General features: G+C 60.3%; 12 protein-coding genes. 8 read left to right on the forward strand and 4 right to left on the reverse strand.

Going from position 1 to position 11,639, the window contains the following annotated elements; translation table 11 throughout:
• Positions 1–346 precede the first annotated feature (346 nt).
• Positions 347–1,270 carry an SMP-30/gluconolactonase/LRE family protein gene (locus AB4048_RS25565; RefSeq protein WP_442204791.1) on the reverse strand — a complete coding sequence of 308 codons (924 nt, stop codon included), beginning with the start codon at positions 1,268–1,270 and terminating at the stop codon, positions 347–349.
• Positions 1,271–1,575: 305 nt separating this feature from the next.
• On the opposite strand from AB4048_RS25565, the gene AB4048_RS25570 reads away from it, so the two are divergent.
• Positions 1,576–2,565, forward strand: coding sequence for a LacI family DNA-binding transcriptional regulator (locus AB4048_RS25570; protein WP_442204801.1), 990 nt, complete (start codon positions 1,576–1,578; stop codon positions 2,563–2,565).
• Between the two features lie 6 nt (positions 2,566–2,571).
• On the opposite strand, the gene AB4048_RS25575 is transcribed toward AB4048_RS25570, so the two are convergent.
• Both AB4048_RS25575 and AB4048_RS25580 read right to left on the reverse strand, forming a co-directional pair.
• Positions 2,572–3,603: an L-idonate 5-dehydrogenase gene (locus AB4048_RS25575; protein ID WP_442204792.1), complete on the reverse strand. Its 1,032-nt coding sequence runs from the start codon at positions 3,601–3,603 to the stop codon at positions 2,572–2,574.
• A 10-nt stretch (positions 3,604–3,613) separates the two neighbouring features.
• Entirely contained in the window at positions 3,614–4,555 is a 942-nt protein-coding gene (locus AB4048_RS25580) for a 2-hydroxyacid dehydrogenase (protein WP_442204793.1), read from the reverse strand.
• Positions 4,556–4,696: 141 nt separating this feature from the next.
• Here AB4048_RS25580 and AB4048_RS25585 point away from each other — a divergent pair, with 141 nt between their 5' ends.
• The 7 genes from AB4048_RS25585 to AB4048_RS25615 all read left to right on the forward strand — a co-directional run bounded on the left by AB4048_RS25585 (position 4,697) and on the right by AB4048_RS25615 (position 11,149).
• The gene (locus AB4048_RS25585; RefSeq protein WP_442204802.1) at positions 4,697–5,461 is read left to right on the forward strand and encodes an SDR family oxidoreductase; all 765 of its coding nucleotides are present in this window, start codon (positions 4,697–4,699) and stop codon (positions 5,459–5,461) included.
• A gap of 13 nt (positions 5,462–5,474) precedes the next feature.
• Complete coding sequence (locus tag AB4048_RS25590; protein ID WP_442204794.1) at positions 5,475–6,029, forward strand: gluconokinase; 555 nt, start codon at positions 5,475–5,477, stop codon at positions 6,027–6,029.
• Entirely contained in the window at positions 6,019–6,912 is an 894-nt protein-coding gene (locus AB4048_RS25595) for an NAD(P)-dependent oxidoreductase (RefSeq protein WP_442204795.1), read from the forward strand. The genes AB4048_RS25590 and AB4048_RS25595 overlap by 11 nt, the downstream gene beginning before the upstream one ends.
• Before the next feature lie 104 nt (positions 6,913–7,016).
• Positions 7,017–8,513: a sugar ABC transporter ATP-binding protein gene (locus tag AB4048_RS25600; RefSeq protein WP_442204796.1), complete on the forward strand. Its 1,497-nt coding sequence runs from the start codon at positions 7,017–7,019 to the stop codon at positions 8,511–8,513.
• 16 nt (positions 8,514–8,529) lie between these two features.
• Complete coding sequence (locus tag AB4048_RS25605) at positions 8,530–9,570, forward strand: ABC transporter permease (RefSeq protein WP_442204797.1); 1,041 nt, start codon at positions 8,530–8,532, stop codon at positions 9,568–9,570.
• A 53-nt stretch (positions 9,571–9,623) separates the two neighbouring features.
• The gene (locus AB4048_RS25610) at positions 9,624–10,721 is read left to right on the forward strand and encodes an ABC transporter substrate-binding protein (RefSeq protein ID WP_442204798.1); all 1,098 of its coding nucleotides are present in this window, start codon (positions 9,624–9,626) and stop codon (positions 10,719–10,721) included.
• Between the two features lie 95 nt (positions 10,722–10,816).
• On the forward strand, positions 10,817–11,149 hold the full coding sequence (locus AB4048_RS25615) for a hypothetical protein (protein ID WP_442204799.1): 333 nt from the start codon (positions 10,817–10,819) through the stop codon (positions 11,147–11,149).
• 136 nt (positions 11,150–11,285) lie between these two features.
• Here the strand turns inward: AB4048_RS25615 and AB4048_RS25620 are convergent.
• The coding region (locus AB4048_RS25620) for a transposase (RefSeq protein WP_442204800.1) at positions 11,286–11,639 on the reverse strand (354 nt) is incomplete at its 5' end.

Below are 11,639 nucleotides of genomic sequence, written 5' to 3' on the forward strand. Positions count from 1 at the left end.
CTCTGTTAAGGGATTTGTCGTTATCTGTGCTATCTTATTTAGTATTCAATATCTCCGCTGGATTGGTTGCTATTGGTCATCCGTGCACACTCGGAAAGTGCCGCGCTATCGAAATAATTGTCGGCCGAAGAGATGCTATTTTTGGACCCATGTATCTCGCAAATATGCTCGGATCGCTTTGCTTGTGGGCGGTAGCCGTTGGATTTGCTCGGCTCGCCGTTAGATTGAAGACAAAAATTTAACTGCCAAAAGTTGGTCCAATTCGTGCGTGCGGGTCTGCGTACGTTAGGCCAGTGTTGACTAGAGGGGACGGGCTCGCTCTCACCGCCGTCTGATCGATCAAAGTTTAGTTCATCACTCCATTGGCCGTCAGATAGATCGAATAGAGCGAAGTCGTCGCCGTGATGAACAGCCGGTTCAGTTTCGGGCCTCCGAAGGTGAGGTTTGAAACGCACTCTGGGATATGAATTTTGCCGATCAGCGTTCCGTCAGGAGCGTAGGCGTGGACGCCGTCGGCCGCACTTGTCCAGATGCGGCCTTCTCGGTCACATCTAAAGCCGTCGAAGAAGCCGGATGAACACTCCGCGAATATGCCGCCATCGGCCAGGTCGCCGCTTTGCGAGCAGGCAAATTTGCGAATATGGCGAGGACCACCGGACTGATGCGTTCCGCCGGTATCCGCGATATAGAGCAGCCTCTCGTCCGGCGAGAAGGCCAACCCGTTCGGCTTGACGAAATCGGTCGTCATTTGCCGCGTTTCGCCGGTTGCCGGGTCGTGGCGATATACGTGGCAGCCGCCGATCTCCTCTTTGCCGTAGTCACCTTCATAGTCGTGCAGAATGCCGTAGCTCGGATCGCTGAACCAGATCGTTCCGTCGGATCTCACGACGACATCGTTCGGCGAGTTGAGCCTTTTGCCGCCAATATTGTCCACCAGAGCCGCGACGCTGCCGTCGAAATTGGTTCGCGTCACCCGCCGCGAAAGATGTTCGCAGGTGATCAGCCGACCTTGCCTGTCGACTGTGTTGCCGTTGGAGTTGTTCGACGGCGAGCGGAAGACCGAAACCTTTCCGTTTGTCTCGTCAAAGCGCATCATTCTGTTGTTGGGTATGTCGGAAAATATCAGATAGCGCCCTGCGGGAAACCAAGCTGGCCCTTCCAGCCATCGCCCACCCGACCATAGTCGTTCGACGCGCGCATGCCCAACGAAGCAGCTTCCAAAGCGGTGGTCCAGAACTTCGAAGCCGGTTCCTTCAATCTCGCCGAACATAGTATTCCTCTTCCGAGCGCTCCATCGCCCAGGCTTTGCGGAGCGACCGTTTGTTATCGATATCATCATTGATGCAACGATGAAAGGAGGCAGCAGCGCTAGACATAACGTGGCGTTTTTCGAACGAAATGAGGATAGATTCTCATATCCTAATAAAGCTGATTTTCGTTTGTGGAATGATAGCGATAACTATGGTATGCGCTTTTTAGACTGCCAACTGGGTTTTGAAAGCGGGGGGCCAATTGAAGAAAGCCGACAAGCACAAGGGCGGCCCTGCCCGCACGCCGGATCTTCAGAAATTGACGATGACGGAAGTCGCCAAGCATGTCGGCGTTTCGGCCATGACGGTTTCGCGTGCCTTTCGTCAGGATGCCAGCGTTTCGGAAGAAACGCGCAAACGGATCATGGATGCGGTCGATGCGCTCGGTTACGTGCTTGACCAGTCCGCAGGCAGCCTCTCATCCCGCCGAACAGGTTTCATTGCCGCCCTGGTGCCCTCCATCAACAATTCGAACTTTTCCGATACGGCGCGCGGCATCACCGATGCGCTCGAGAATACCGGGCTGCAACTGCTTCTGGGCTATACCGACTATTCTGCCGAGAAGGAGGAGCACCTGATTGAATCCATGCTCCGCCGACGGCCGGAAGGCATCATCCTGACTGGCGGGCAGCATACGGCAAGAGCACGCCGCATGCTTGGGAAGGCCGGTATTCCCGTCGTCGAAACATGGGAAATCCCCGAAGACCCCATCAATCACGTGGTCGGCTTTTCCAACGGCGAGGCCATGTCCCTGCTGGTGCGGGAACTCGCCGCCAAGGGCTACCGGAAGTTCGGCTATATCGGGGGAACGACGGCGCGCGACACGCGTGGCAGCCAACGCCGCAGCGGCTTCCTGAAAACCATCGATGATCTTGGACTGGAACGCGGCCGTATGATCTCTTTCGGTGTGCCGCCGATCACGATGGAACAAGGGGCCCAGGCGATCGTCAGCATGCTCGAGCGTTGGCCAGAGACGGAAGTCGTTCTATGCGTATCCGACCTGTCGGCATTCGGGGCGCTGATGGAGTGTCAACGCCGTGGCTTGCGGGTGCCCCAAGACATCGCCATTGCCGGCTTCGGGGACTATGAGATCTCCTCGATCTGTCATCCGCGGATCACGACCATCAACGTCGACTGCTATGGCATCGGCAAGCAAGCGGCGGCACGCCTGCTTGCCGCACTCCAAAATGGGAGCGAAACCACGGGTGACATTACCCTGACCGAATATCGCGTGGTACTTCGGGAAAGCACCTGACGCCGATCAGAACGAAAGTTGCACCTTCATCGATTTGCTACGGTCGCCGGCAGCGTCGAATGCGGCAACGGCGTCGTCGATGCCGTAGATCCCCGTCAGCAGAGGCTTGACGTCCACCCGACCTTGATTGATCAGATCGACGGCCAGGCCGAACTCCTCATGGAACCGGAACGTGCCCTTCATCTCGATCTCTTTCGCCACGATTACGTTCTGCGGGATCGTAACATCGCCTCCAAGGCCCAGCTGGACGAGCACCGAGCGGGGCTTAAGCACCTCCAGGCCGGCTCGCATCGCCTGGCCGTTGCCGGAAGCCTCGAACTGCACGTCGAAGTATCCCTTGTTGGCACCATAGGCCGACAACGCCTCGGGCTCGCTGGCGACGTTGATGGTTCGGTCCGCGCCGATCTCGCGCGCCTTGTTCAGAACCGTATCCATGACGTCGGTCGCGACGATCTCGCGGGCGCCATGGGCGCGTGCCGCGATGATTGCCAGCGCCCCGATCGGGCCGCATCCGGTGACGAGGACACGTTTGCCAAGCAGGGATCCAGCCCGTGCAACGGCATGCAGGGTCACGGCAAACGGCTCCGCGAACGCTGCCTCGTTGATTGAGATCCCGTCGGCCACCTTATGGCACTGCCAATGCTCGGCGATCAGGCGCTGGCGAAACGCCCCTTGAATATGGGGCATCGGCATTGCGCTGCCGTAGAAGCGCATGTTGAGGCAATGGCTCTGCTGCCCCTTGAGGCAATAGTCGCAGGCATTGCAGGGTCGGCTTGGCGAGACGGCGACGCGATCGCCGACTGCAAGGTGCGACACGCCCTCCCCCAGCGCCTTGACCGTGCCTGCCACCTCGTGGCCGAGGATCATCGGCTCGCGCACACGGATCGCGCCGAAGCCGCCGTGATTGTAGTAGTGCAGATCCGATCCGCAGATCCCGCCGGCTTCGATGGCGATCTCCACCTGCCCCGCACCCGCTGCTTCCGGTGGACGCTCCTCGATGCGCAGGTCCTTTGCGCCGTGAATGACAATTGCCTTCATAGTCTCTTTCTCAAACAACAGGCGTCGGCAATGATTTGCCGGCGAAATGCGCCGCGAGATTATCCCGCACGAGCTGGCCCATGGCCTTGCGCGTCTCAACGGTGCCGGATCCATGGTGGGGCTGCAGCACGACATTGTCTAGCGTCAAGAAGCGCGGGTCGATCTTCGGTTCGTTCAGGAATACGTCGAGCCCGGCCGCCTTGATGGTCCGGTCTTGAAGCGCTGCGATCAGTGCCTCTTCGTCGACAGTTGTCCCACGCGAAACATTTACGAGGATGCCGTCCGAACCGAGGGCCTTGAGCACGCCGGCATCGATGATGTTTTTCGTCGCTTCCCCGCCCGGTACGATCACGACCAAGAATTCACTCCAGTGAGCGAGTGCGATCAGATCAGGCACGAAGGCATAGGCAAGTTGCGGCTGGGCGTTGCGGGCAAAATAGCTGATTTCGCAGCCAAAGGCGGCGGCCCGGCGGGCGATGCCCCGGCCGATGCGTCCCATGCCGACCAGCCCGAGCCGCTTGCCGGCAACGCGTGTGACGAGCGGCATCGGCGTCTTTCCCCACTGTCCCGATCGGACGAAGGCATCGGCCTGCGGGATATGCCGCGCTGTCGCAAGCAGCAATCCGAGCGCAATATCCGCAACGTCCTCCGTCAGCACGTCAGGTGTGTTCGTCACCCGAATGCCGTGCGTCCGCGCGTGCGCCAGATCGATCGCGTCCGTGCCGACACCATAGCAGGACACGATCTCGAGATTGGGCAGGCTCCGCATGAGTTCGGCCGACGCACCGAGTTCTCCGCGCGTCGCAATGGCCCGGATGCGGCCACCGACATTCGCCAGAAAACCGGGCCGGTCGACTGCCTCCCAGAGGCGATGGACCCTATACTTCGCCTCGAGATCCACCATGTCCCACTCGGGGTAGGCCCCGGTCATCAGGATGTCCGTCTTTGGCATCGTTCCTCCGCATCATCGCATTTTGTTGCTTGATTATGTTATCGATAACATATAACTCCGATGGTGCATGTCAAGCGGCGTTCGCCGCCGTGGCGCTGACGCCTCCAAGGCAATGAGCATGTGGTGGGAGACCTGTTTTCAATGAGGAATCTATTTGATCTGATCGGCCGTCGCGCGCTGATCACGGGATCCAGCCAAGGCATCGGCTATGCGCTGGCGGAAGGCCTGGCTGAGTGCGGAGCGGAGGTCGTCATTAACGGACGCACAACGGAAACGGTGGAACGCGCCGTTGCGGATTTGAGGGCGAAAAGCCTGTCGGCGCGTTCAGCCGTCTTCGATGTGACAAGCAAGGGTTCCGTCGATCGAGGCGTGGCGGATATCGAGAGCGGCATCGGGCCGATCGATATTCTGATCAACAATGCCGGAATGCAGTTCCGCTCGCCGCTTGAAGACTTTCCCGCCGACAAATGGGAGCAGCTGCTCACCACCAATATCTCCAGTGTCTTCTATACAAGCCAGGCCGTGGCGCGTGCCATGATTTCCCGGAGGGAGGGCAAGATTATCAACATTGCCTCGGTTCAGAGCGAAATGGCTCGTCCGGGCATTGCCCCTTACACCGCGACCAAGGGTGCCGTGCGCAACCTGACCCGCGGCATGTGCGCCGACTGGGCAAAATATGGACTCCAGATCAACGCGATCGCGCCGGGCTATTTCAAGACGCCGCTCAATCAGGCACTGGTCGATAACCCGGAGTTCTCGTCGTGGCTCGAAACACGCACGCCGGCAGGCCGCTGGGGCAATGTCGAGGAACTGGTCGGCGCGGCGGTCTTTTTGTCTGGGCGAGCTTCGTCTTTTGTTAACGGCCACACGCTGTATGTCGACGGCGGCATCACCACCTGCCTTTAAAGGAACCCCCATCGTGCAAGTCGCCCGTCCCGCCCCGCCACCTGTGATCGTCGTTATGGGTGTCAGCGGCTGCGGCAAATCATGGGTCGGGGAGCAGCTGGCGAAACAGCTGGGCGTGCGCTTCATCGAAGGCGACCAGCTCCATCCGGCCGAGAACATTGCAAAGATGGCGCAGGGCATCGCGCTTACGGATGCCGATCGCGCGCCTTGGCTCAAGCGCATAGCTACGGAGATCGGCCAAGCACTTGAGGACAGCGAGGGTGCCGTCTTCTCATGCTCCTGCCTGAAGAAGTCATATCGCGAGACGCTGCGTGCGGCCTCCGGCAACCGCCTCGCCTTTGTCTTTCTTGAGGGCAGCCGCGACGTGCTCCTTGCTCGGATGACGACGCGTCAGGGGCATTTCATGCCGGCGTCGCTGCTCGACAACCAGCTGCAGGTGCTCGAGGTGCCGACTGGAGAGACTGGCGTTGTCACCGTGAGCATCGATAATCCGCTTGATACGATCGTCTTTAATGCCCGCAACGGGCTGGACACGCTGGAAACACAGGGAGCAGAACATGGAGAATGAGACCCGAGCACGTGTCGGCGTCATCGGCGCTGGGATCATGGGAACGGCAATCGTCACACGCCTGATCGAGAAAGGCCATCAGGTCCATGTCTTTGATCTCGATCAGGAAAAGGTTGCCGCGCTTAGCGCCATCGGCGCCCATGCGGCACCGTCGGTAGCGGCCGCAGTCGCCGTGTCTGATTTCTGCATTCTGAGCCTCAACCACGCCAATATCGTTCGCGCCGTCGTCTTCGGCGAAGCGGGTGTCGCGGCCGCGGCCTCGCCCGAAAAGCTGCTGATCGACATGTCCTCCATCGATCCCGCCGAAACCGCCGACATGGCAGAACGGCTCCGCCGCGAAACCGGCATGGCATGGGTGGATTGCCCGCTCTCCGGCGGCGTGCCTGGCGCATTGTCAGGCAAGCTGACGATCATGGCGGGCGGCACTACGGGCGATTTCGAGCGAGCCCGGCGCGTCATGCAACATCTGGCCGCAAATTATACGCTGATGGGACCGTCCGGCGCCGGGCAAACGACAAAGCTTATCAACCAGCTCTTCTGCGCGGTGCTTTTTCAGGCGGTCGCGGAAGCCGTCAAACTCGCGGAAGCCGGCGGCGTCGATCCGGCTGACATTCCCGCGGCCCTTTCAGGGGGGCGCGCCGACAGCCGGATCATGCAGGAGTTCATGACCAAGTTTGCCGCCCGCGACTTTTCGCCGACAGGCCGGATCGACAACATGCTGAAGGATCTCGATTCACTCCAGGCTTTCGCCCTGAAGACGAAGACGCCGCTTCCCATGACCGGCGCCGTCGTCGAAATCCACCGTCTGCTTTGTGCCGCGGGTCTCGGTGCTAAAGATTCCGCCGAGATGATGAAGTTGCTGGACGGTTTCACCGCAAACTGACCAGGTTTCAAGACTGATTTGGGCATTCCACTCTTTTCCGCTTGACCATATAGAAATGTTATCGATAACATCGTTTCATGATTTCGACTTTGGGAGGAGCGAAGATGCAAGCAGGCAATTTGCTGGAGTTCCGGTCGATAACCAAGACCTTCGGCGGCACTCAGGCCCTGCGCGATGTGTCCATCGATCTGCGCGAGGGTGAAATTCTTGCGCTTCTCGGCGAAAACGGTGCTGGAAAGTCGACGCTGATCAAGACGCTTGCCGGCATCTACAAACCCGATGTCGGTGACATCTTGTTTCGTGGCGAAAACTATCATCACCGCCCGCCAAAGCCCAATGAACGGCAGCCGGTCGCCTTCATCCATCAGGATCTCGGTCTGATCGAGTGGATGACCGTTGGCGAAAACATGGGGCTTGCGCAGGGATTTTCCATGCGACGCGGCCTGATCGACTGGGGCAGCACGCAGGATCGCGCCAGACAGGCCCTGAAGCTCGTCGGCTGCGATTTCGATCCGACGACGCGGATTTCGCAGTTGACGCGAACCGAAAAGTCACTGGTCGCGATCGCCCGGGCACTTGCCGTCGAAGCCGACGTCCTCGTGCTGGACGAGCCAACCGCGAGCTTGGCGGCCGACGAAGTGGATCGACTGTTCGATGCGATCCGACCGCTGAAGGAGCGCGGCGTCGGCATGATCTATGTATCGCATCGCCTGGACGAGATCTTCCGAATCGCCGATCGCGTGGCGGTGCTTCGGGATGGCAACATGGTCGGACAGAAGCCGGTGAGCGAAACGACGCCGGAAGAGCTGGTGTCGCTGATTATCGGCCGCAGCAGCAGCAGCCTGTTTTCGAAAACGCCGGCCAAGCCGGGCGCGCCGATCGTCAAGGTTCGAAATCTTGTTTGCGCCGGCGCAAGCCCAGTTTCCTTCGACATCCGGCAGGGCGAATTGTTGGGACTGGCGGGCCTGCGCGGCGCCGGACAGGAACTCGTGGGCCGCGCGATGTTCGGTTGTGAACCCTATTCCGGGTCGATCACCCTCAACGGTGAGGTTCCCGACCTGTCCAGCCCGCGTGCTGCAATGGCCTCAGGGATCGGGCTGATTGCGCGCGACCGAACGGAGGAGTCGGTCGCGTTGCCCCTGTCGGTTCGCGAAAACACCTACATGAATCCCGGCGCCAGCGGCAGGAACCTCCTGTCCTTTCTGTCGCCGCGCAACGAGGCTGCGAAGGCCTATGACATCGGCCTTTCAGTCGGCCTCCGTCCCAATGATCCTGACCTGCCCGTCGAGGCGCTGTCCGGCGGCAACCAGCAAAAAGTGGTGGTCGGCCGCTGGTTGGCGACGGGCCGCAAACTGCTTGTTGCCGAGGATCCGACGGCCGGCGTCGACGTCGGCGCTCGCGCAGATATCTACCGGCTCATCTTCCGGGCGCTCGATGCAGGCCTGGCCGTTATCGTCGTATCCACCGATTTCGAGGAAATCGCCCACATCTGCCACCGTGCGCTTGTCTTCTCGCGCGGCAAAATCATCGGAGAGCTTACCGGCAGCGCCTTGACGACGCAGGCGGTCATCACCGCGGCGTCCGCATCCGAAGCCGCGTGAAGCCCAGGAGGAACCCATGCAATCTATCGAATCCACGGCGCTCGAACCAACCAAAAGCGAAATGGCCGGGCTTTCGATCGGCCAGAAGATCGGCCGGCTAATCCCCGTCTACGGCCTGGTCATCCTGACCGTCGGTCTCATCCTTCTGTTTTCGATCCTGCTGCCCGGCACCTTTCCAACCATGCTGAACGTGCGCTCGATCGTCTCCGACAAGGCGATCATCGCGCTGCTGTCGCTGGCGGCGATGATACCGATGGCATCTGGTCGCATTGATCTGACGGTCGGCTACGGCATCGTGCTCTGGCACATCCTGGCGATCAGCCTGCAGACGTTCTATGGCTTGCCCTGGCCCGTGGCCGTGCTGATCGTGCTCGCGCTCGGCGTGCTGACGGGCTTTCTCAACGGCCTTCTGGTCGAGGTTGCCAAGATCGACAGCTTCATTGCCACGCTCGGAACCGGCACCGTGCTCTACGCGCTGGCGCTCTGGCACACGGGCGGACGCCAGGTCGTCGGCGTGCTCCCGCAGGGCTTTTACGCGTTGAACGGGACGATGCTGTTCGGCCTGCCGATCACCGGCTTCTATGTGCTGGCGATCGCGCTCTGCATGTGGATCGTTCTCGAGTACCTGCCGATCGGCCGCTATCTCTATGCCATCGGCGCAAACCCGAAGGCAGCCGCGCTCAACGGCATTCCCGTCCGCAAGTTCGTCATCGGCGCCTTTGTGACCTCGGGGCTGCTCGCCGCGCTGACCGGCGTGTTGCTCGCCTCGAAGCTCAGGATCGGCCAGGCGAGCGTCGGCCTCGAATATCTCCTTCCGGCACTCGTGGGCGCTTTCCTGGGATCGACCACGATCAAGCCTGGGCGTGTCAACGTCTGGGGCACGATGATCGGCGTGATCATTCTCGCGGTTGGAATTTCAGGAATTCAGCAATTCGGCGGTTCGTTCTTTGTCGAGCCACTGTTTAACGGCGTGACGCTGCTCGTTGCCATCGGCATCGCGGGCTACGCCCAGCGCAAGCGCGGCGCGGTGAGGAGGATCGCGCCGTTGCCGAAGTAACGAAACGCCCGGTGGACAGCCGGATCTGGTGAACAATCCAATGGAGGATGGACATGAAACGCAGAACGATCTTGCAGGCCACGGTCGCAACCGTTGCAATGATGATAAGCATGCCGGCATTCGCCGATAAGATCAGCGACGCGAAGGCCGTCGTCGATAAATATGCATCGAAGGTCAGCGCCTGGGACGGCCCGACCAGCGGACCGAAGGCCTCCGCCGACAAGTCGATCGTCATTCTGGCGGCCGACATGAAGAACGGCGGCATCCTTGGTGTCGTCAACGGCATCCAGGAAGCAGCGTCGGCGATGGGCTGGAAGGTGACCGTCCTCGACGGCGCGGGTTCGATCGGCGGCCGCACCGCCGCCTTCGGTCAGGCAATGGCGCTGAAGCCAAGCGGCATCATCATCAACGGCTTCGATGCGGTCGAACAGAAGCCGGCCATGGACCAGGCAAAGTCCTCCGGGATTCCAATGGTCTCCTGGCACGCTGCGTCGAATGTCGGCCCCGTTCCCGACGTCGGCGTGTTCGCCAACGTCACCACCGACGCGATGGAAGTCTCCAAGTCGGCCGCCGACTGGGCCTTCATCGATGCCGGCGGCAAGCCGGGCGTCATCATCTTCACTGACAGTACCTATGCGATCGCGATCGCCAAGGCCGACCGGATGAAGAAGGAGATCGAGGATCTCGGCGGCACGGTGCTCGAATATGTCGACACACCGATTGCCGAGACCTCGCAGCGCATGCCGCAGCTGACGACCTCGCTGCTGCAGAAGTACGGCGACAAGTGGACGCATTCGCTTGCCATCAACGACCTGTATTACGACTTCATGGGGCCATCGCTTGCGTCCGCCGGCATCGCCGGCGACGGAAAGCCGATCAATGTTGCGGCCGGCGATGGCTCGGAAAGCGCCTACCAGCGCATTCGCGCCAAGCAATATCAGGCCGTCACCGTTGCTGAACCGCTGAACCTTCAGGGTTGGCAACTCGTCGATGAATTGAACCGTGCCTTCGCCAGCCAGCCCTGGTCGGGATATGTCTCGCCGCTGCACGTCGTCACCAGCGCCAACGTCGAATTCGATGGCGGCCCGAAGAACAGCTTCGACCCCGATAACGGCTATCGCGACCAGTACAAGAAGATCTGGGGCAAATAAGGCCCTACGCGCGGACGCGCCCTGTCGCGCGTCCGCCTTCATCTCTCACCCGATCCCCAGAGTTCCGGCGTGTCAACGCCTGGAAGCGAGACCCCATGATCATTCGCTATGCATTGTTTGAAGGCTCGATCCATCCCGGCAAGGAAGCCGAGTTTCGCAGCTTCGTGAAGGAGCGGCTGGTGCCCTTGTGGACGCAGTTCCCGGGCGCACAGGAAGTCCGCGTGCTCGACGGCCTCGAACGCGACCCCGGTGCGCCGGTCTACGCAATGGCGCTTGCCATTCGCTATCCTGACATCGACGCGGTGAACGCCGCTCTCGCCTCCGATGTGCGATCGCAAAGTCGCGAGGCCACGGCAGAGCTGCTGAAAACGTTCACCGGCAAAGTGCACCATCACCTCTTTGCCGCCAACGAATACGATCCTGTCTGAACCCGTTGCCGGTCGAGAATGGCTTCCGCTCGGGTCCGATTTTGCGCCCCTAGGTGCGGGAGCGGAATTCTTTAATGAAAGAAACTGCGATTTTGTTTATTAGCGGCGATCACTAAGAGCCTGACTCGAAAAGAACTCAATAAACATGGTACCTTGCGATCCTCCGCGTGAGAATGCGGATATGGGCAATAAGCATCCAGGCTTCAGCGGAAGCGATTGATTTTTCCCAATCCTTGGCCATTCGCCTGCATCGGCCAAGCCAGGCGAATGTACGCTCCACGACCCAGCGACGCGGCAGCACTTCGAAGCCTTTTGCTTTGTCCGTTCGCTTCACGATCTGTAACGTGAACTTCGCGACCTTGCACAATACTGCCCGCAGTTTCGGACCGGCATAACCGCCATCCGCAAAGATATGCCTGAGCCACGGCCAGCGTCTGAGGATGGTTTTGAGAGCTGCCGCGGCACCATCGCGATCTTGAATGTCTGCGCT

Origin of the sequence: Rhizobium sp. RAF56, from assembly GCF_052113965.1 — a bacterium.
Lineage (GTDB): Bacteria > Pseudomonadota > Alphaproteobacteria > Rhizobiales > Rhizobiaceae > Rhizobium.

What these genes read in the sequence shown, in the direction of transcription:
- AB4048_RS25565 (WP_442204791.1), bottom strand. Translation starts at nt 1,270, where the DNA reads ATGTTCGGCGAGATTGAAGGAACCGGCTTCGAAGTTCTGGACCACCGC.
- AB4048_RS25570 (WP_442204801.1), top strand. Translation starts at nt 1,576, where the DNA reads ATGACGGAAGTCGCCAAGCATGTCGGCGTTTCGGCCATGACGGTTTCG.
- AB4048_RS25575 (WP_442204792.1), bottom strand. Translation starts at nt 3,603, where the DNA reads ATGAAGGCAATTGTCATTCACGGCGCAAAGGACCTGCGCATCGAGGAG.
- AB4048_RS25580 (WP_442204793.1), bottom strand. Translation starts at nt 4,555, where the DNA reads ATGCCAAAGACGGACATCCTGATGACCGGGGCCTACCCCGAGTGGGAC.
- AB4048_RS25585 (WP_442204802.1), top strand. Translation starts at nt 4,697, where the DNA reads ATGAGGAATCTATTTGATCTGATCGGCCGTCGCGCGCTGATCACGGGA.
- AB4048_RS25595 (WP_442204795.1), top strand. Translation starts at nt 6,019, where the DNA reads ATGGAGAATGAGACCCGAGCACGTGTCGGCGTCATCGGCGCTGGGATC.
- AB4048_RS25600 (WP_442204796.1), top strand. Translation starts at nt 7,017, where the DNA reads ATGCAAGCAGGCAATTTGCTGGAGTTCCGGTCGATAACCAAGACCTTC.
- AB4048_RS25605 (WP_442204797.1), top strand. Translation starts at nt 8,530, where the DNA reads ATGCAATCTATCGAATCCACGGCGCTCGAACCAACCAAAAGCGAAATG.
- AB4048_RS25610 (WP_442204798.1), top strand. Translation starts at nt 9,624, where the DNA reads ATGAAACGCAGAACGATCTTGCAGGCCACGGTCGCAACCGTTGCAATG.
- AB4048_RS25615 (WP_442204799.1), top strand. Translation starts at nt 10,817, where the DNA reads ATGATCATTCGCTATGCATTGTTTGAAGGCTCGATCCATCCCGGCAAG.